Genomic DNA, 19,428 nt, shown 5'->3' on the forward strand with positions numbered 1-19,428 from the left:
GCTAGCCTTCTACGCTGCCAGGCGTGAAAGGCTGGTCGGTGGGCTCGGTGAGGGTGCGGGTTTTGGGCAGGCACTGGGGGTAGTACTGCTGAATGAAGCCAATAAGCTGCTCGCGCACCGCGCACCGCAAATCAAACGCCTGGCTGGAGTTGGCCGCACTCACCAGGCACCGCAGCTCGATGGTGCGCTCCTTGGAATCCGTGACCTGCAGCACGCACACGCGCTGGTCCCAGAGCGGGTGGGCGGCCACCACGCGCTGCAGCTCGGCGCGCACGGCTTCCACCGGCAGAGTGTAGTCGGTGTACAAAAACACGGTGCCCAGCAGCTGCGCGGTGGTGCGGGTCCAGTTCTGGAAGGGCTTCTCGATGAAGTAGTTGAGCGGCAGCACCAGCCGGCGCTCGTCCCAGATGCGCAGCACCACATACGTAAACGTAATTTCCTCGACCCGGCCCCACTCGCCTTCCACCACCAGCACGTCGTCGAGGCGGATGGGCTGGGTGAAGGCAATCTGGAAGCCCGCCAGCAGGTTGCCGATGGAGCGCTGGGCCGCGAAGCCCACAATCACGCTGGCAATACCCGCCGAGGTCAGCAGGCCCGTTCCGATCTTACGCACCGTGGCGAAGCTCATCAGAATGAGGGCAATGGCCACGAAAATGATGAGCGACACCGTGAGTTTTTTCACGAACTGCAGCTGCGTAAAGAGCTTGCGCACCCGCAGGTTGTCCTCGCCGTTGATGTGGTAGTGTCTCTGCACCAGGTCCTGCACCACATCCACGGTTTTCACCAGCCCCCAGGCAAACGTAGTGAGCAGTGCCGTTTCCACGAAGCGCCGCGCCACTTCCAGGGCCCGGTCCTGCAGATCGGTGAGAGGCAGCACGAATGAGAGGACGAGCACCGGAAAAAACCACGCGCTGGGCTGGCGCAAGTGGCGCAGCACCGAGCTGGCCAGCAGCGTGGCCGGCTCGCGCCGCACGTAGGCAGCCAGCACCCCGAATACGGCCACCTTCAGCAGCCACCCGGCCAGCAAGCTGCCGGCCACGATGCCCAGCGTGCGGAGCAGGGTTTCCACTTGGTCGGGCAGCAGGTCAGGGAGTTGGAAGGGCATAGTCAGGAGCTAGTAAGGCCGGCCGCAGCCGGTTGGTAGTGCTGCCATGTACCCGCAGCATCAGGCAAAGGTTGTAGGCTGGGCGGGCCGCGGCGGCCAGCTGCGCGGCAGCCAGGCAGTTGGGTTGCCGCTGAAAAATTTACTTCTTCCAGTATATATTGTACCACCGGCTACGCTACACTGACTTAAAGCCGCTATCATTACCTATATGCATCGGATAGTATATCTCAGCTCGGCCACCGGCGACTTGGACGAGCAGCAGCTGAAGGATTTGCTGCTGCACTCGCGCCGCAAAAACCAGGCGCGCGCCATTACGGGGCTGCTGCTGGTCAGCGAGGGCGACATTCTGCAGGTGCTGGAGGGCGAGCGGCAGGCCGTGGAGCAACTCTACGACCTGATTGCCCGCGACGTTCGACACTCCCACATCTACAAGCTGGCCGACGGCCCCATTCCTGAGCGCGCTTTCCCCGACTGGTCGATGGGCTTTGCCACGGCCACGCCCGAGACGTTTGAGCAGCTGGCCGGCTACCGCAACCTGGATAGCGCCGGCTTCCTGATAACCCAGCCGCAGAACATGGATACCGCTTTCTTCGAGGTGCTGCGCGAATTTGCCACTTTACACACCGCCAACTTCTAGCCGCCCCGGCTCATGCCCGATTATCCCGCCAACTACACCGACATCAACCGCGCCCTTTGGAACACGAAAACCGCGCATCACGTAGCGTCGGAGTTCTACAATGTGCCCGCGTTCTTGGCAGGGGCCTCGTCGCTGAACGCCATTGAGCTGGAGCTGCTGGGCGACGTGGCCGGGCAGCGTGTGTTGCACCTGCAATGCCACTTCGGGCAGGATTCGTTGTCGCTGAGCCGGCTGGGGGCGCAGGTGACGGGCGTGGATCTGTCGGATGCGGCCATTGCCGAGGCCCGCGCGCTGAACACGCAGCTGGGGCTGGATGCGCAGTTTGTCTGCGCCGATGTGTATGCGCTGCCGCAGCATCTGCAGCAGCAGCAGTTCGATGTGGTGTATACCACCTACGGCGTGCTGGGCTGGCTGCCCGACCTGGAGCGCTGGGCGGCCGTGGTAACGCACTTTCTCCGGCCCGGCGGCCGCCTAGTGCTGGTGGAGTTTCACCCGGTGGTCTGGATGTTCGACAACAACTTCACCCGCTTCGACTACTCCTACTTCAACCGCGAAACCATCACGGAACTGGAAACCGGCACCTACGCCGACCGCGCGGCGCCCATCGAAGCCACCTCGGTTTCCTGGAACCACAGCCTGAGCGAAGTGCTGGGCGCCCTGCTCGGCCAGGGCCTGGAAATCCGGCACTTCGACGAGTACGACTACTCGCCCTACAACTGCTTTGCCGGGCTGGAAGACGCGGGCGAGCGGCGCTACCAGTGCCCACACCTGCGCGGCAAGCTGCCGATGGTGTATTCGGTGGTGGCCCAAAAGAAGTAAGCGGCCAGTAGCGCGAACTTTGCAGTTCGCGCCCCCGCGCCGTTGGGGTAGTTGCAATGGCGCGGGGGCTTTATCGTTTGAACGGCGCGAAGGCGCGAACTACAAAGTTCGCGCTACTGCGCTACTGGTGCTATATCTCGGCTGCTGCTACGAACCGGGCGCCGCGCTGCTCAAGTTCGGCGCGGGCCTGCTGGTAGCCTTCTGCATTGATGGCGCGGGTGGCGTCTTCGATGAAAAATACCTCGAAACCTTCCTGCAGGGCGTCTTTGGCAGAGAAGTACACGCAATAGTCGGCGGCGAGGCCGGCTAGGTACACCTGCCGGACGCCACGGCCGCGCAGGTAGTCGGCCAGGCCGGTGCTTTTGCGGTGGCCGTTGTCGAAGAAGCCGCTGTAGGAGTCGAGGTCAGGGTTGGTGCCTTTGCGGAAGATGGCCTCAATGCGGTCCTGGTCGAGGGCGGGGTGGAACTCGGCGCCGGGTGTGCCCTGCACGCAGTGGTCGGGCCAGAGCGTCTGGGGCAGGCCGTGCAGGTCGATTTGCTCGAACGGCTGCCGGCCTGCGTGGCTGCTGGCAAAGCTGCCGTGGCCGGCTGGGTGCCAGTCCTGGGTAGCTACCACCAGTTCGAACCGGGGCTGCAGCGCATTAACCAGCGGAATCACCGCGTCGCCTCCCGGCACCGCCAGCGCGCCGCCGGGCACGAAATCGTTCTGAATATCAATCAGCAGGAGAGCTTTCATTCGGGAAAAGTAGTAGCGCGAAGCTCCTGCTCCGCGGATAGATGAAAAACGGCAGAAATGTAACGCGAAGTTTCACTTCGCGGCTGCTCCGGGCGGCAAAACAGCAAACCCGCAAGACGTATCAGTGCTTCACGGCTGCTACGAAGTCAGCACTCCCGCCGGACGTGCTGGGGATTCGCGGCTGCAACGAAGTCAGCAAGCCCGCTGGACGTACCAACGTGTCGCGAAGTGGAACTTCGCGTTACGGGTTACAAGTGCCGCCAGTATACGGCGCTGCAGCCGTAGCAGAATACAATTGCAGGCAAAGCAGCGGCGGGCAGCAAACAGCACAACGTGAGGCGCCAGGCAGTGTACCCAGCCTGCTCAGGCCTGATACTTCGGGCGTTGGCAACGTTCCCGATAACGATTGCGCAAAAAATACAAGAGCCGGATGCGGCCAGCCCCAACTATTCCAGTAACCTTATCAACCAGTCCGCTGATCTGCCCGGCGGCGGCATCCCGGAAACCTGCTGTTTCATTGGCTGCTGCGCCGTTTCGCCCGCCTACTTTCCCGCCCCGATATGAAACACCTGTGCCTTGCTCTGCTGGCCGTGCTGCTGCTGGCCTTCCGGCCGGCGGACGACCGGAACCCCACCATCTTCCTCGTGGGGGATTCCACCATGTCGGACAAGCCGCTGGATAAGGCCGAGCGGGGCTGGGGCATGTACTTCCGGCAGTATTTCGATGCGAATGTGGCCGTGCAGAACCACGCCATGAACGGGCGCAGCACCCGCAACTTCCGCCACGAAGGCCGCTGGGCCAAGGTGCTGGAGCAGCTCAAGCCCGGCGACTGGGTGTTCATCCAGTTCGGCCACAACGACAGCAAGCAGGAGGACACCGCCCGCTACGCCGCCCCCCAAACGGCATACCGCCAGAACCTGACCCGCTACGTGCAGGAAGCCCGCGCCAAAGGTGCCAACCCGGTGCTGCTCACGCCCGTGGGCCGGCGCTACTTCGACGAGGCCGGCAAGCGCAAGGACGACCACGGCGAATACCCCGGCGTGGTGCGCGAGGTAGCCAAAGCTCAGAAAGTGCCGCTGATTGACGCCCACGAAGCTACCTGGGCCATGTACAGCCAGCTCGGCGACGCAGGCACCAAGCCGTTGTTCTGGAGCTACCAGAACGGGGCCAACAATACCAAGCTCGATAACACCCACTTCTCGGCCTACGGTGCCGAGCGGGTGGCCCAGCTGGTAGCCCAGGAAGTGAAAAAACAGAACCTCGGTATTGCCGCGCACCTTAAGCCGCTGGCCTTCGCCGGTAAGTACGCCTACGAGCTGCCCATCGTGCTGCAGCCCACCTTCCGCAAGGATACTTTCAACATCACCAAGTACGGCGCGGTGGCCGACGGGCAAACGCTCAACACCGAGGCTTTTCGTAAGGCTATTGACGCCTGCAGCCAGCAGGGCGGCGTGGTGCTGGTGCCGCGCGGCCTCTGGCTCACCGGCCCGATTCAGCTGAAAAGCAACGTGAACCTGCACCTGGCCCAGGGCGCGCTGGTGCAGTTCAGCAACCGGCTTTCTGATTATCAGCTCATCAAAACCAACTGGGAAGGGGAGGACGCCGTGCGCAACCAGTCGCCCATTTCCGGCTACGACCTCGAAAACATTGCCATTACCGGCCCGGGCACCTTCGACGGAGCCGGCGACGCCTGGCGCATGGTGAAGAAGGAAAAGCTCAACCCCGGCCAGTGGCAGCGCCTCGTGAAATCGGGCGGGGTGGTAGACGAGAAGGGCACCACCTGGTACCCTTCGGCCGGCTCGCTCAAAGGCTCTACCCTCAACAAGCCCTGGACGCTGACCGCCGGTCAGGAGCCCGACTTCAGCAAGTACGCCGAGTTCAAGGATTTCCTGCGGCCCAACATGCTTAGCCTGCAGCGCTGCAAACAGATTCTGCTCGAAGACTTCACCATCCAGAACTCCCCCGCCTGGACCATTCACCCGCTGCTCTGCGACAACATCACGCTGCGCAACGTGACGGCCCGCAACCCCTGGTACGGCCAGAACACCGACGCCCTGGACCTGGAATCCTGCCGCAACGGCCTGGTGGAAGGCTGCACATTTGACGTGGGCGACGACGGCATCTGTATCAAGAGTGGCCGCGACGCAGAGGGCCGCCGGCGCGGCGTGCCGACTGAGAACTTCATCATTCGCGACACGAAAGTGTACCACGCCCACGGCGGCTTCGTGATTGGCTCGGAAATGTCGGGCGGGGCGCGCAACCTGTACGTGAGCAACTGCACCTTCATGGGCACCGACGTGGGCCTGCGCTTCAAGACGGCCCGGGGCCGGGGCGGCGTGGTGGAAAACATCTTTGTGGACGGCGTGGACATGACCGACATTGCCGGCGAGGCCATCCTGTTCGATATGTACTACGCCGCCAAAGACCCCGTGCAGGTGAACGGCGAGGCCTACGGCATCCCCGAAATCAAGGCCGAGCCGCTGAACGAGGGTACCCCGCAGTTCCGCAACTTCCGCATCACCAACGTGACCTGCAAGGGTGCCAACACCGGCATCCTGGTGCGCGGCCTGCCCGAAATGGCGGTGCAGAACATCGAAATCGAAAACACGGTACTGGAGTGCAACAAAGGCATGGTGTGCCAGGAAGCCGACGGCATCCGCCTCAAAAACGTGACCCTGCTGTCCCAGGAAACCAAGCCCGTGCTGGAAGTCCAGAACAGCCGCAACATCAGCTTCGACAACCTGCGCTACACGCCCGGCGCCGAACTGCTGCTGCGCGTAACCGGCGCCCGCAGCAAAGCCGTAACCCTGCGCAATACCGACACCAAACCCGCCAAAAAAGGCGTGGAAATGGGGGAGAGGGTGGCCAAGAAAACGGTGACGGTAAGCAAGCTGTAGTCGCACCCCACCCCCCGACCCCCTCCCCTCCGGGAGAGGGGGAGCCAGCCGAACGATGTAGAGAAGCGACACTTCGCGTCTCCTGCCAGAACGACCGGAGCCGAACCAACCAAACAACATCAGCAACGACGAGACGCGAAGTGTCGCGTCTCTACAACCCGCCCGCGCCGCCGTGGCTCCCCCTCTCTGAAGGAGAGGGGGCCGGGGGGTGAGGCCCCATCCGCACCATCCATGTCCTTCCGTCCTTTCCTGCTGGCCGGCCTGCTCACGGCCTCGCTTTCCACCCAGGCACATACCACACCCGCGGCGCGCCCAATGTCGCAGCGCATGGCTGATGCGTTTATCAGCTGGCACCCCGATTCCATCCTTATCGGCAGCCGCAAAACCGCCCGCTGGGACTACGAGCAGGGCCTGATGCTGAAGGCGCTGGAAAGGGTGTGGCAGCGCACCGGCGACGCCCGCTACTTCACCTACATTCAGAAGGACCTCGACCAGTTCGTGCGCCCCGACGGCAGCATCCGCACCTACAAGCTGGACGACTACAACCTCGACAACCTGACTACCGGCCACGCTTTGCTCACGCTTAGCCAGATGTCGGTGCCCCAGGCCGAGAAGTACCGGCTGGCTGCCCAGCAGCTGCGTAAGCAGCTGGAGGGGCAGCCGCGCACCAAGGCCGGCGGCTTCTGGCACAAGAAAATCTACACCAACCAGATGTGGCTGGATGGCCTGTACATGGCCGAGCCCTTCTACGCCGAGTACAGCCAGGCCTTCAACCAGCCCGCCGGTTTCGACGATGTGGCTAAGCAGTTTGCGCTGATTGAGAAGAACCTCACGGACCCCAAAACCGGCCTGAAATACCACGGCTACGACGAAAGCCGGGAGCAGCAGTGGGCCAACAAAACCACCGGGCAGTCGGCCAATTTCTGGGACCGGGGCCTGGGCTGGTACGCCATGGCCTTAGTGGACGTGCTGGATTATTTCCCTCAGAACCACCCGCAGCGACAGCAGCTCATCCAGAATGTGCAGCGCCTCGCACCGGTGCTGGTGAAGTACCAGGATGCCACCGCCGGCACCTGGGCGCTGGTGATGGACCAGGCCGCCCGCAAGGGCAATTACCAGGAGGCCTCGGGCAGCAGCATGTTCGTGTATTTCCTGCAAAAGGGTGTGCGCATGGGCTACCTCGACAAGAAATACGCCGCCGCCGCCCGCAAGGGGTATGATGGCCTGCTGAGGCAATTCGTGGCCGAGGAAAACGGCGCGCTGGCCTTCAACGGCACCGTGAGCGTGGGCGGCCTCGGCGGCAAGCCCTACCGCGACGGCAGCTTCGAGTACTACCTCACCGAGCCGCTGCGCCAGAACGACCTGAAAGGGGTGGGCCCTTTCATTCTGGCCAGCGTGGAGATGGAAACGGCTGCCAGCGCCGTGGGAACCGGCAAAACCGTGGCCGTGGACAACTACTTCAACCACGAGCTGCGCAAAAACGCCCTGAGCGGCCAGCCCGAAACCTGGCACTACACCTGGGATGACCGCACCCACGGCGGCTTCTACTTCTGGGGCCAGCAGTTCCGCGACCTGGGCGCGAAAACCGCCACCATCAGCACCGCGCCCACGGCCGCCGCGCTTAAAGGCGTCGACGTGTTCATCATCGTGGACCCCGACACCCGCAAGGAAACTCCGCAGCCCAACTTCGTGCAGCCCGCCGACGTGCAGGTGCTCACCAAATGGGTAAAGGATGGCGGCACGTTGGTGCTGATGGCCAACGACACCAGCAACTGCGAAATCCCGCGCTTCAACACCCTGGCCCGGGCCTTCGGCCTAGAGTTTCTGCCCCTGAACCTGAACATGGTGAAAGGCAGCGAATTTGAGCAGGGCCGGGTGAATATCCCGGCCGGCAACGCCGTCTTCAAAACCGCAAAATCGGCCTACATCAAGGAGCTAGCCCCGCTGAAAGTGCAGGCCCCGGCCACGCCGCTGGTGCAGATGGGCGCGCACACCATCATAGCCACCGCCAAAGTGGGCAAGGGCACCGTACTGGCCGTGGGCGACCCGTGGCTGTACAACGAGTACGTGGACGGCCGCAAGATTCCCGCCTCGTTCGAGAACTACAACGCCGCCCGCGACTTGGCGACCTGGCTGCTGCAACAGTCCGGCCGCAAGTAGCGGCGCGCACCCAGGCCGGCCGTTTGGTGAGTGAGCCGCCAGTCCGGGTGCTGCCGCCCGTCATTCCGACCAACCGATGTCCGCAGAGGCCGCCGGCTGGTCGGAATGACAGTTTTTGGCCTTATCTGCGGCGCAGTGCAAACCCGTCGATTATCCTGAAAAGCAAAAGACCTTATTCCGTTAGCAAGTCGTATCAACGGCTCGTGCCAACGGGGCAAGGTCCTTCGTCCTCGCTTGAAGCGCGAAATACTTGGGCTGACAGCGCCGGTTTACAGCTTCACCGCTTCCAGCCGCGTGGAGCTGCGTACCACCAACTCGGTGGGAATGCGCACGGTTTCGATGGGGAGGGCGCGGTGCTTGCGCTCAATCTGGTCGATGAGGCGCTCGGCGGCCAGCTGGCCGATTTCCTGGGCGGGCTGCACCACGGTGCTTAGGGGCGGGTCCAGCAGGTCGGCCACGTTGAGGTTAGTGAAGCCGATGAGCGACACGTCGTCGGGGATGTGCAGGTTGCGCTGGCGCAGGGCCTGCAGGCAGCCCACGGCCAGACGGTCGGAGGCCGTGAAGAAGGCATCGGGCGGCGAGCCGAGGTGCATGAGCTCGTCCACCATCGGGCCTACCTCGTCAGGGCCGAAGGTGCCGTAACGAATCAGCGCTTCGTCGAATTCTAGGCCGTTTTGCTCTAGGGCGGCACGGTAGCCCGCCAGCCGCTCCTGCGTGATGCTGAGCCAGGGCTGAATGGTGAGGTGGGCAATGCGCCGCCGTCCGCTCCGGATCAGGTGCTCGGTGGCGGCAAAGGCCCCGCCGAAGTTATCGGCCACCACTTTCGTTACGTTCAGCTCGCTGGAAACCCGGTCGAACAGCACCAGCGGTACGTTTTTGTCGAGTACGTCCTGCAGGTGCGTCACGTCGGAGGTTTCGCTCGACAAGGACATCAGCAAACCATCTACCTTGCGCGACATGGCCTGCTGCACGTTGGCCATTTCCCGTTCGTAGCTTTCCTGGCTCTGGAAGATGATGACGTGGTAGCCGCGGTTGTAGGCAATGGCCTCGATGCCGTTGATGGCCTGCGAGAAAAAGTAGTTGGCCACCTGGGGCAGAATCACGCCGATGGCGCGGCTGGCGCTGCCCTTCAGGCTGAGCGCAATGGGGTTGGGGCGGTAGTTGAGCCGCTCGGCGCACTCCATCACCAGCCGCTTGGTTTCGGGGTTGATTTCGTAGCTGCCCCGCAGGGCCCGCGACACCGTGGAAGTGGAAAGTCCCAGCTCCCGGGCAATGTCTTTGATGGTGTAGGTTTCCAACGGATTAAGGAAAAAAGAAGCGGTGGAAATGGCGCGGCTGTCTAAAGTACAACACCGCACCGCAATCAGGCAAGGCCGCTTGAGAAGCTGAAAGTAGTGACCCCTCACTGATTCTCAACAGTAGCGCCGTTGAGTAGGTGCCAAATCGGCAACTGGCAACGTTCCCGACAACGATTGCGCGAATAAACATTCGCATATTTTTCCGTTTGGCGCAAGCAAGCATTAACCTTATTGACGGCTAATCACCTCCCGCAGGTTGCTTGCCGAATGGTCTTCTTCAAATAGTGTACAAACCTCTGCCTGCAGTATGTCATTTGCCACCGCCTTTGATTTAAACGGTAAACTGGCTCTGGTAACCGGCTGCAACCGGGGTATCGGGCAGGCCATGGCGCTGGGCCTGGCCGAAGCCGGGGCCGATATCATCGGCGTATCGGCCACGCTGGCGCTGGAGGGCTCCGACACGGCACGGCAGGTGCAGGCTTTGGGCCGGCAGTTTCACGCGTACCAGGCCGATTTCAGCAGCCGCGCCGCCGTGGATGCCTTTCTGGAAAAGGTGCAGCGTGATTTCCCACGCATCGACATCCTGATCAACAACGCCGGCATCATCCGGCGCGCCCCCGCCGCCGAGCACTCCGACGCCGACTGGGACAACGTCCTGTCCATCAACCTTGATGCCCCATTCCGGCTGGCGCGGGCTATTGGGGGCCGGATGCTGGCGCAGGGCTCGGGCAAGATCATCTTCACGGCCTCGTTGCTCACGTTTCAGGGCGGCATCAACGTGCCGGGCTACGCGGCCAGCAAGGGCGCTATTGGCTCACTGGTGAAGGCGCTGGCCAACGAGTGGGCGGGCCGCGGCGTGAACGTGAATGCCATTGCCCCCGGCTACATCGCCACCGACAACACCGAGGCGCTGCGCCAGGACCCCGAGCGCAGCAGCAGCATCCTGGGCCGCATTCCGGCCGGCCGCTGGGGCCAGCCCGAGGACTTCAAAGGCCCGACCGTCTTTCTCGCTTCCGAAGCCGCCAGCTACGTCCACGGCACCATCCTCACCGTGGATGGCGGCTGGATGGGACGCTGAGAGTAACTGAGTAAGTGAGTAGCTGAGTAACTGTTCGGCTACCGGCTCTTGCTCCGCACTGCTTTCGCTTCATATCACACTGCCCAATTCCCCCACTGAGCGCCCACCTTACTCAGTTATTCAACTACTCAGTTACTCCAGACAGACATGCGTCAGTATTACGCCATCGGCCCGCGCGAAACAGCGGCAATGAACACTGCCGAGCTGCGGGAGAATTTCCTGCTCGAAAACCTGTTCGTGGCCGGTGATATTCAGCTGGTGTACACCCACTACGACCGAATGATGGTGGGCGGCGTGGTGCCCACGGCTGCGCCCATTGCGCTGCCGAATCCCGCCAATCTGAAAGCCGACTTCTTTTTGCAGCGCCGCGAGCTGGGCATCCTCAATATTGGGGCGGCCGGCACCGTGACGGTAGACGGCACCGCCTACGAGCTGGGCCGCCAGGATTGCCTGTACGTAGGCAAGGACGCCCGGGAAGTGGTTTTTGCCAGCTCTGACGCGGCTGCGCCGGCCAAGTTCTACCTGCTTTCCACGCCGGCCCACGCCAGCCACCCCACCACCCGCCTCACGCAGGCCGAGGCCACGCCCGTGACCATGGGTACGCTGGAAACCGCCAATCAGCGCACGATTTACAAGTACATCTACTCCGAAGGCATCCAGAGCTGCCAGCTGGTGATGGGCCTCACGCAGCTGCACGCCGGCAGCGTCTGGAACACCATGCCCGCCCACACCCACGACCGGCGCATGGAAGCCTACCTCTACTTCGACCTGGCCGAGGGCCAACGCGTGCTGCACCTCATGGGCCAGCCCCAGGAAACCCGCCACTTGTGGGTGGGCGAGGGGCAGGCCATTCTTTCCCCGCCATGGTCCATTCACTCGGGCTGCGGCACGGCCGGCTACACCTTCATCTGGGGGATGGGCGGCGAAAACCAGGAATACACCGACATGGACCCCGTGGCCATTCCGGATTTGCGCTAGCCGCTGCGGCGCCTTGGCTCCCACGGCTTGCTTTGCTCTTACTCACCAAATTCCCACACCATGAAAAGAAATTTACTGTTGCTCGCACCGCTCATGGTGTGCGCAGTGGCTCCCGCCTGGGCGCAGCAGCGCCGGGTGCAGGGGGTTGTGAAATCGGACAAGGGCGAAGGCCTGCCCGGCGTGACAGTAGTAGTGAAAGGCACCACCAACGGCGCCTCCACCGACGGTGACGGCCGCTTCACTATCTCGCTGCCGGCCGGCGGCAACCCCACGCTCAGCATCAGCTACATCGGCTACGTGGCGCAGGAAGTGGTGGTGGGCGACCGGACCGATGTGAGCATCACGCTGCGCGAAGACAGCAAGGTGCTGGAAGACGTGGTGGTAATTGGCTACCAGGAAGTGCAGCGCCGCGACGTAACGGGCTCCGTCTCGTCGGTGGGCGCGCAGCAGATCAAGGACGTGCCGGTGAACTCCGCCGCCGAGGCCCTGACTGGCCGCCTGGCCGGCGTGCAGCTCACCTCCGCCGAAGGCACGCCCGGCAACGCCAACGTGCAGATCCGGGTGCGCGGTGGCGGCTCCATCACCCAGGACAACTCGCCGCTGTACGTGGTGGACGGGATTCAGGTGGAAAACGCCCTAAGCGTGATTTCGCCCCAGGACATTGCCTCCGTCGATGTGCTCAAGGATGCTTCGGCGACGGCCATCTACGGGGCCCGCGGCGCCAACGGCGTGGTGATTATCACCACCAAAAAGGGCCGCGAGGGCAAGGTGGTGGTGAGCTACAACGGCTTTGCCGGCTTCCGCCGCCTGGCCAACAAGCTCGACCTGATGAAGCCCGCTGATTATGTGGACTACCAGTTCGAGCGCGCGCAGTCCATCGGCACGGCGGCCGGCGGCATCAACACGTTCAAGACAGCGTTCGGCAGCAAAAACTTCCTGTCGGATACGCTCAACGCTAGCCGCAACGCCCCGTTCCTCGACTGGCAGGACCAGGTGTTCGGGCGCGACGCTTTCCAGCAAACCCACAACCTGTCGGTGGCGGGTGGCGCCAAGGGCACCACGTACTCGCTGAGCCTCACCGACAACCAGGAGGAAGGCATTCAGAAGGGCTCCGACTACGACCGGAAGCTGGTGAATTTCCGCTTCGACACGAAAGCCACCGAAAAGCTCACCATCGGGCTGAACGTGCGCTTCAACAACCAGAAGATCAACGGCTCGGGCACGTCCAGCTCGCTGTCTACCGTCACGTCGCGGCTGCGCAACGCGGTGCAGTTTCAGCCGCTGGCCGTGCCGCTGGCCGGCGCCCTCGACCCCAACCAGTTCGATGAGGATTTCTTCCAGCAGTCGAGCCTGGTGAACCCCATCATTGCCATCGACAACGAGTACCGCCTGGACCGCCGCCGCACCACCAACATCAGCGGCAACGTGGGTTTGACGATTCTGCCCAACCTGATTTTCCGCTCGACGGCGGGCTTCGACATCACCGATTCCAAGCTCGAAACCTTCAACGGCCGCTATTCGCCCACCATCCGGCAGCAAGCCGGCAACTACGCCGCCCTGCCGTTTGCCTCGGTGAGCTCGGGCACGCTCACCACCATCAACAACTCCAACGTGCTGAGCTACTCCTTCTCGAAGGGCGTGCACAGCGTGGACGCGCTGGTGGGCCAGGAGATTTACCAGCAGAACAGCACCACGCAGTACATCCAAACCAACTTCCTGCCGCTGGATATCACCTCGCGCCAAGCGCTGGCCAACATCAACCAGGGCGTGCTGCCAGCCGGCACCGTGGCCCAGCCGATTCTGCCCACCACCAGCGTGCCGATCAACGCGCGTCTGCTCTCGGGCTTCAGCCGCCTCAACTATACCTTCGCCGACAAGTACCTGTTCACGGCCACGTTCCGGGCCGATGGCTCGTCGAAGTACGCCGCCGGCAACCGGGTGGGCTATTTCCCGGCTGCCTCGCTGGCCTGGCGCGTGTCGCAGGAGAACTTCCTGAAGTCGATAACCGCTATTTCCGACCTGAAGCTGCGTTTGAGCTACGGCCTGGCCGGCAACAACCGCATCAACGACTTTGCCTTCCGGCAGCTGTTTTCGGGCGGCGGCGGCGAGTACTGGCTGAACCACATCCGGGTGGGCGGCGCGGCCGTGCCGTTTCTGGCCAACGAAAACCTGAAGTGGGAAACCACGGTGTCGCGCAACCTGGGTATGGACCTGGCGCTGTTCAGCAACCGGGTGCAGTTCACGGCCGACGCCTACTACAACACCACCCGCGACCTGCTCGTGAACGTGCCGATTCCGGTGGTGGTGGGCTACGCCTCGCAGCTGCAGAACATCGGCTCGACCAGCAACCGCGGCCTGGAGCTGCAGCTGAGCGGCACGGTGCTCCAGACGCCCGACTTCACCTGGACCGCCAACGTGAATACGTCCTTCAACCGGGGCAAGATTGAGAGCCTGGGCGGCGCGCCCAACATTCCGGGCGTGTACTCGGGCTGGGCCAGCACGGCCATCTCGCAGGACTTCGTGGCCCGCGTCGGCGACCCTATCGGGCTGATGTATGGCTACGTGACCGATGGTTTCTACACCCCCGACGACTTCGAGAGCTACAATGCCACCACCCGCACCGGCACGCTGAAAGCCGGTATTGCCTCCAATGCCGGGGTGCAGGGCCAGCCGGTGATGCCGGGCATCATCAAGCTGAAAGACCTGAACGGCGACGGGGTGGTGAATGACCTCGACCGCACGGTTATCGGCAATGCCAACCCCAAGTTCACGGGCGGCTTCAACCAGCAGTTTGCTTACAAGGGCTTTGATGCCAGCGTGTTCCTGAACTTCGTGTACGGCAACGACATCTACAACGCCAACAAGATTGAGTTCACCTCGGCCGTGAATCCGCTCAGCAACATGCTGGACATCACCTCCGACCGGTACCGCACCATCGACGCCAACGGCGCCCCCATTACCACCCTCGACGGCTTCCGCCAGGCCAACCCCGATGCCAAGCTCTGGCAGCCCACGCGCCAGCTGTTCACGCACTCCTGGGCTATCGAAGACGGCTCGTTTCTGCGGGTCAATAACGTGACGCTGGGCTACTCGCTGCCGAAAGAGCTCATCAGCCGGGCCAAGCTCACGCAGGTGCGCTTCTACGTGACGGGCAACAACCTCTACACGTTCACGAAATACACCGGCTACGACCCCGAGGCCAACACCCGCCGTGCCACCGGCCTCACACCCGGCGTCGACTACGCCGCCTACCCGCGCAGCCGTGCCCTGCTGTTCGGCATCAACCTGGGACTGTAAATTTTAGTGAGTAGGAAATGGGGCTTAGGGCTTGGGTCGCTGCGGCGGCAAAGCAAGAACATCCTAAGCCTCAGGCCCTGAGTCCTAAGCCCTAACTTCTGACATCATGAAACCTGCCTTTTTTCGTTCTACCCTCAGTGCCGCGGCCCTGACCCTGCTCCTCGGAATAGGAGGCTGCAAAGACTATCTGGAAGCCGATCCGGACGCCTACTACACCACCGAGCAGATCTTCAGCTCGGTGAGCGGCGCCACCACGGCCGTCATCACGGCCTACGACCTGCTGTCCGGCGACCGGACCTACGGCACCCGCCTCAACCTGTACTACCCCTACGACACCGACGAGCTGATTGGGGCGCCCGGCGCCGCCAACGCCGGCAACCGCGGCCTGTCGCGCTACAAAGCCCAGCCCACCAACCCCGAGATTGTAAACCCCTGGGGCGACCTGTACTCGGGCGTGGAGAAGGCCAACATCTGCATCAAGAACATCCCGCAGATGGCGCTCTACCGCAACGGCACCGCCGCCGACACCGCCGCCCTGCACCGCCTGCACGGCGAGGCCCTCACGCTGCGTGCCCAGTATCTGTACGAACTGATCCGCAACTGGGGCGACGTGCCGGCCCCGCTCACGCCCACCGATCCGTCGAAGAGCTTCCAGCTGCCCTCCGTGGACCGCAACGTGACGCTAGATACGCTGATTGCCAACCTGGGCAAGGCCCAGAAGCTGGTGCCTTGGCGCTCCAAGGCCGGGGCAGTGAATGAGCGCATCACCAAAGGCGCCGTGAAAGCTTTGCGCGCCCGCCTAGCCCTGCAACGCGGCGGTTACTCGGCCAATGCCACCACCGGCCAGATTACGCGCCCTGCCGACTACCTGACTTACTACCGCATTGCCCAGGTGGAGTGCGCCGAGCTGATGCGCAACCGCGGCGAGCACACGCTCAACACCAGCTTCTACGACCTGTTCAAGAGCTTCAATGAGCAGCGCCGCGAAAGCGCCAACGAGGTGATATTTGAAGTAGCCATGGGCGGCAGCAGCGCCACCGCCGACAGCAAGCTGGGCTACTACGACGGCCCCCGCCTGAACACGTCGCCGATTTTCGGCTCGTCGCAGGGCTCGATTGTGGCCGTGCCGACCTACTTCTACGCCTTCGACTCCACGGACGTGCGCCGCGACATCACGCTGACGCCCTACACCATCGGGAGCAACAACAACCAGGCGGGCACCTCGCTGGCCGTCATCACCACCGGCAAGTTCCGCCGCGACTGGCGCGTGCCGGCGCTGCCCGGCTCCGGCAACTACCTCGGCTACAACTGGCCCCTCATCCGCTTCGCCGACGTGCTGCTGATGTTTGCCGAGGCCGAAAACGAGCTGAACGGTCCTACTTCGGCGGCCCGCACGGCGCTGCTGGAAGTGCGCACCCGCGGCTTCGGCGGCAACGCCACCCGCGCCGCGGCCGGCCTCGACCTTTCGTCGAAAGACGCTTTCTTCACGGCCCTCAAAAAAGAGCGCCTGCTGGAGTTTGGCGGCGAAGGCATCCGCAAGTACGACCTGCTGCGCTGGGGGCAGCTGGCCAGCCAACTGGCTGCCACCAAGGCTGAGCTGGCCAAGATGCAGTTGGCCCAGGCGCCCTACAACACGGTGCCGCAATACATGTACTTCAGGGTGGTGAACACCCAGGTGCAGTGGGCCCGCTCGTTCTACCGGCCTTCGCCGGCCGCCACGCCCAGCGGCACCACCCGCGTCGACTGGCGGCAGGCCATTACGGCCGCCTACATCACCAACACTCGCCCCGGCGGCACGGGCTTGGCTGCCGACTTCGAGCCCGGCAAAGGCAAAGAGCTGATGCCGATTCCGCAGAGCACGCTCGACACCGACCCCAACGTGAAGCAGAACTTCGGCTACTAACCGCCCCGCCACCATGCTTCCCGCCGCCGACTACTTTCTGGAAGACGATGCCCAACCCTGGGAAACCGTGGGTGAGGGCGTGCGCCGCAAGGTGCTCACCTACGACCCGCAGCTGATGCTGGTGCGGGTGGAGTTTGCGGCGGGAAGCATCGGGGCGCCGCACCGGCACGTGCACACCCAGATGACCCACGTGGTCAGTGGAGTGTTCGAGGCCACCGTGGGCGGCCGGATGCAGGTGCTGCGGGCCGGCGACACGTTTCATGCGCCGTCGGAGGTGGTGCATGGGGTGGTGTGCGTGGAGGCTGGGGTGCTGCTTGATGCCTTCAGCCCCATGCGCGAGGATTTTGTGTAGGCCTGCGGGCGCCAATCCAACTTATGAAACTACTGACAACACTACTGCTTCTGCTGACTGGAATAGGGGGGATGGGGATCTTTACTGCCCAGGCCCAGCAGATTACGGTGGCGGCGGATGGTTCGGGCCAGTTCCGGACCATCCAGGCCGCCATCAACAGCCTGCCCGACCAGGCCAGCCAGCCGCGCACGGTGTACATCAAAAACGGCACCTACAAGGAGAAAGTGCGGCTCGACAACAAGCAGCGCGTCATCCTGAAAGGCCAGAGTGAAAAGGGCGTGGTGCTGACTTACGCCCAGTCGCGCGATGCGTGGCGCTGCGACCCGGTGGGCGGCGCCGACGACTGGGGCGTGGCCACGCTCAACATGCGCAACTCGCCCGACGTTACGCTCGAGAACCTCACCGTCATCAACTCCTATGGCTTCGACCACCGCGGCGAGCCCGACGTGGTGCTGCCCTGCCCCGCTGACCCCAGCGGCCAGAAGAAAATCAGTGCCACCGGCCACCAGATGGCCCTGCGCACCATGCCCGGCACCACCCGCCTCACGGTGAAGCACTGCACGTTCCGCTCGCTGAACGGCGACACCGTGAGCCCCTGGGACGTGGACGCCGGCCTCTACTATTTCAAGGACTGCACCATGGAAGGCGGGGTGGATTTCTACTGCCCCCGCGGCTGGGCCTACGCCGAAAACTGCCGCTTCATCTGCCACAATATGTCGGCCGCCATCTGGCACGACGGTTCGGGCAATCAGGAGTCGAAAACGGTGCTGAAAAACTGCGTGTTCGAGGGCGACGACAACTTCAAGCTCGGGCGCTACCACCGCGAGGCGCAGTTCTACCTGATCAACTGCAAATTCCCGCAGAACATGGCCGACGCCGACATCTACTGGGCCCAGTCGGGGCCCGGGACCAAGCAGTGGGGGCGGCGCGTGTACTACCAGAACTGCCACCGCAAAGGCGGCGACTACGCCTGGCACCAGGACAACCTGAGCACGGCCGCCGGCGCCCCTAAGCCCGCCCAGATTACCGCCGACTGGACCTTTGGCGGGCGTTGGTACCCGGTGTCGGGCAAAGCCGCTACGGTAGCCGTGCCCGTCTACGACCCCACCGCCAAAGACCGGTACTCGGCAGTGCCGACTGCCCCGGCTGCGGTGGCGCCGGCTGCAACCCCGGCCCTCGATTCGGTGGCCGAGCGGATGCTGGTGTATCAGCGCACGGTGGGCGGCTGGCCCAAGGCAGTAGGGGAGGTGAAAGTGAAGTACGACCAGCCTATGAGTGTTACTGCCATTGCTGCCACCCGCGACGACGCCGGCCGCAACGATGCCACCATCGACAACGACGCCACCACCCGCGAAATCCGCTACCTGGCCGGCGCCTACGCTGCCACCCGCAACCCCTCCTACAAAGCCGCCGCTGAAAAAGGTGTGCGCTACCTGCTGCAGATGCAGTACCCCAACGGCGGCTTCCCGCAATTCTACCCCGACCTGAGCAGCTACCGCCACCAGATTACCTACAACGACAACGCCATGGTGAAGGCCCTGCAGGTGCTGCGCGACGTGAGCCGCCGCACCCACGGCCTGGAGGTGCTGGATGCCAGCCTCGCGGAGCCCGCCACCCAGGCCGTGACCCGCGGCATCGACTGCATCCTGAAAACCCAGTACGTGCAGCGCGGCAAGCTTACGGCCTGGTGCGCCCAGTACGACGAAAAGACACTGCAGCCGGCCAAGGCCCGCGCCTTCGAGCTGGCCTCACTCAGCGGGATGGAAACTGTGGGCATCGTGCAGTTTCTGCTGGATACCGACAACCCCACGCCCGCCATCCGGCAGGCGGTGGAAGCGGCAGTAGCGTGGCTGCGGGCCGTGCAGCTGACTGGCTACACGGTGCAGGACCGGCCCGACCCGAAACAGCCCAAGGGCTACGACCGGGTGCTGGTGCCGCAGCCCGGCGCCGTCATCTGGGCCCGCTTCTACGACCTCACCACCAACCAGCCCATCTACGTGGGGCGCGACTCCAAGCCCCGCGCCACGCTGGCCGAAATCGAATACGAGCGCCGCACGGGCTATGCCTACGCCGGTACCTGGCCCGAAAAGCTGCTCAGCCGCGACTATCCGCGCTGGCAGCAAAAATGGAATGCTACTGCCCCGCAGGGCAGCATTAAATAACGGTTT

The 19,428-nt window shown here is 63.5% G+C and carries 13 protein-coding genes; 10 read left to right on the forward strand and 3 right to left on the reverse strand.

Going from position 1 to position 19,428, the window contains the following annotated elements; translation table 11 throughout:
- Position 1: 1 nt before the first annotated feature.
- Positions 2 to 1,105 (reverse strand): mechanosensitive ion channel family protein, encoded by a 1,104-nt coding sequence (locus tag O9Z63_RS04230; RefSeq protein ID WP_270128061.1) that lies wholly within the window; start codon positions 1,103 to 1,105, stop codon positions 2 to 4.
- Between the two features lie 208 nt (positions 1,106 to 1,313).
- Here O9Z63_RS04230 and O9Z63_RS04235 point away from each other — a divergent pair, with 208 nt between their 5' ends.
- Entirely contained in the window at positions 1,314 to 1,742 is a 429-nt protein-coding gene (locus O9Z63_RS04235; RefSeq protein WP_270128062.1) for a BLUF domain-containing protein, read from the forward strand.
- A 12-nt stretch (positions 1,743 to 1,754) separates the two neighbouring features.
- Positions 1,755 to 2,561: a class I SAM-dependent methyltransferase gene (locus O9Z63_RS04240; protein WP_270128063.1), complete on the forward strand. Its 807-nt coding sequence runs from the start codon at positions 1,755 to 1,757 to the stop codon at positions 2,559 to 2,561.
- Between the two features lie 130 nt (positions 2,562 to 2,691).
- Here the strand turns inward: O9Z63_RS04240 and pncA are convergent, their stop codons facing one another.
- On the reverse strand, positions 2,692 to 3,297 hold the full coding sequence (pncA, locus tag O9Z63_RS04245) for a bifunctional nicotinamidase/pyrazinamidase (RefSeq protein WP_270128064.1): 606 nt from the start codon (positions 3,295 to 3,297) through the stop codon (positions 2,692 to 2,694).
- Positions 3,298 to 3,857: 560 nt separating this feature from the next.
- On the opposite strand from pncA, the gene O9Z63_RS04250 reads away from it, so the two are divergent.
- Both O9Z63_RS04250 and O9Z63_RS04255 read left to right on the forward strand, forming a co-directional pair.
- Positions 3,858 to 6,194 carry a glycosyl hydrolase family 28 protein gene (locus O9Z63_RS04250; RefSeq protein ID WP_270128065.1) on the forward strand — a complete coding sequence of 779 codons (2,337 nt, stop codon included), beginning with the start codon at positions 3,858 to 3,860 and terminating at the stop codon, positions 6,192 to 6,194.
- Between the two features lie 231 nt (positions 6,195 to 6,425).
- A complete protein-coding gene (locus O9Z63_RS04255) occupies positions 6,426 to 8,354 on the forward strand; it encodes a glycoside hydrolase family 88 protein (protein WP_270128067.1) in 1,929 nt (642 codons plus the stop codon).
- 269 nt (positions 8,355 to 8,623) lie between these two features.
- Here the strand turns inward: O9Z63_RS04255 and O9Z63_RS04260 are convergent, their stop codons facing one another.
- Positions 8,624 to 9,652, reverse strand: a complete 1,029-nt coding sequence (locus tag O9Z63_RS04260) for a LacI family DNA-binding transcriptional regulator (protein ID WP_270128068.1) — start codon at positions 9,650 to 9,652, stop codon at positions 8,624 to 8,626.
- Positions 9,653 to 9,959: 307 nt separating this feature from the next.
- Here O9Z63_RS04260 and kduD point away from each other — a divergent pair, with 307 nt between their 5' ends.
- From kduD to pelA, 6 genes are all read left to right on the forward strand, one after another.
- Positions 9,960 to 10,730, forward strand: a complete 771-nt coding sequence (kduD, locus tag O9Z63_RS04265) for a 2-dehydro-3-deoxy-D-gluconate 5-dehydrogenase KduD (protein WP_270128069.1) — start codon at positions 9,960 to 9,962, stop codon at positions 10,728 to 10,730.
- Between the two features lie 147 nt (positions 10,731 to 10,877).
- Positions 10,878 to 11,708, forward strand: a complete 831-nt coding sequence (gene kduI / locus O9Z63_RS04270; protein WP_270128070.1) for a 5-dehydro-4-deoxy-D-glucuronate isomerase — start codon at positions 10,878 to 10,880, stop codon at positions 11,706 to 11,708.
- A 60-nt stretch (positions 11,709 to 11,768) separates the two neighbouring features.
- The gene (locus O9Z63_RS04275) at positions 11,769 to 15,005 is read left to right on the forward strand and encodes a SusC/RagA family TonB-linked outer membrane protein (protein WP_270128071.1); all 3,237 of its coding nucleotides are present in this window, start codon (positions 11,769 to 11,771) and stop codon (positions 15,003 to 15,005) included.
- A gap of 106 nt (positions 15,006 to 15,111) precedes the next feature.
- Positions 15,112 to 16,908 (forward strand): RagB/SusD family nutrient uptake outer membrane protein, encoded by a 1,797-nt coding sequence (locus O9Z63_RS04280; RefSeq protein ID WP_270128072.1) that lies wholly within the window; start codon positions 15,112 to 15,114, stop codon positions 16,906 to 16,908.
- A 13-nt stretch (positions 16,909 to 16,921) separates the two neighbouring features.
- Positions 16,922 to 17,260, forward strand: a complete 339-nt coding sequence (locus O9Z63_RS04285; protein WP_270128073.1) for a cupin domain-containing protein — start codon at positions 16,922 to 16,924, stop codon at positions 17,258 to 17,260.
- Positions 17,261 to 17,331: 71 nt separating this feature from the next.
- On the forward strand, positions 17,332 to 19,422 hold the full coding sequence (gene pelA / locus O9Z63_RS04290) for a pectate lyase (RefSeq protein WP_270128074.1): 2,091 nt from the start codon (positions 17,332 to 17,334) through the stop codon (positions 19,420 to 19,422).
- The last annotated feature ends 6 nt before the right edge of the window (positions 19,423 to 19,428 follow it).

Source organism: Hymenobacter yonginensis (assembly GCF_027625995.1).
In the GTDB taxonomy this organism is placed as follows: Bacteria; Bacteroidota; Bacteroidia; order Cytophagales; family Hymenobacteraceae; genus Hymenobacter; species Hymenobacter yonginensis.

Excerpts from the sequence above, each read along its gene's own strand:
- O9Z63_RS04230 (WP_270128061.1), bottom strand. The coding sequence starts at position 1,105 with ATGCCCTTCCAACTCCCTGACCTGCTGCCCGACCAAGTGGAAACCCTG.
- kduD (WP_270128069.1), top strand. The coding sequence starts at position 9,960 with ATGTCATTTGCCACCGCCTTTGATTTAAACGGTAAACTGGCTCTGGTA.
- pelA (WP_270128074.1), top strand. The coding sequence starts at position 17,332 with ATGGGGATCTTTACTGCCCAGGCCCAGCAGATTACGGTGGCGGCGGAT.
- pncA (WP_270128064.1), bottom strand. The coding sequence starts at position 3,297 with ATGAAAGCTCTCCTGCTGATTGATATTCAGAACGATTTCGTGCCCGGC.
- O9Z63_RS04255 (WP_270128067.1), top strand. The coding sequence starts at position 6,426 with ATGTCCTTCCGTCCTTTCCTGCTGGCCGGCCTGCTCACGGCCTCGCTT.
- kduI (WP_270128070.1), top strand. The coding sequence starts at position 10,878 with ATGCGTCAGTATTACGCCATCGGCCCGCGCGAAACAGCGGCAATGAAC.
- O9Z63_RS04240 (WP_270128063.1), top strand. The coding sequence starts at position 1,755 with ATGCCCGATTATCCCGCCAACTACACCGACATCAACCGCGCCCTTTGG.
- O9Z63_RS04280 (WP_270128072.1), top strand. The coding sequence starts at position 15,112 with ATGAAACCTGCCTTTTTTCGTTCTACCCTCAGTGCCGCGGCCCTGACC.
- O9Z63_RS04235 (WP_270128062.1), top strand. The coding sequence starts at position 1,314 with ATGCATCGGATAGTATATCTCAGCTCGGCCACCGGCGACTTGGACGAG.
- O9Z63_RS04285 (WP_270128073.1), top strand. The coding sequence starts at position 16,922 with ATGCTTCCCGCCGCCGACTACTTTCTGGAAGACGATGCCCAACCCTGG.
- O9Z63_RS04250 (WP_270128065.1), top strand. The coding sequence starts at position 3,858 with ATGAAACACCTGTGCCTTGCTCTGCTGGCCGTGCTGCTGCTGGCCTTC.
- O9Z63_RS04275 (WP_270128071.1), top strand. The coding sequence starts at position 11,769 with ATGAAAAGAAATTTACTGTTGCTCGCACCGCTCATGGTGTGCGCAGTG.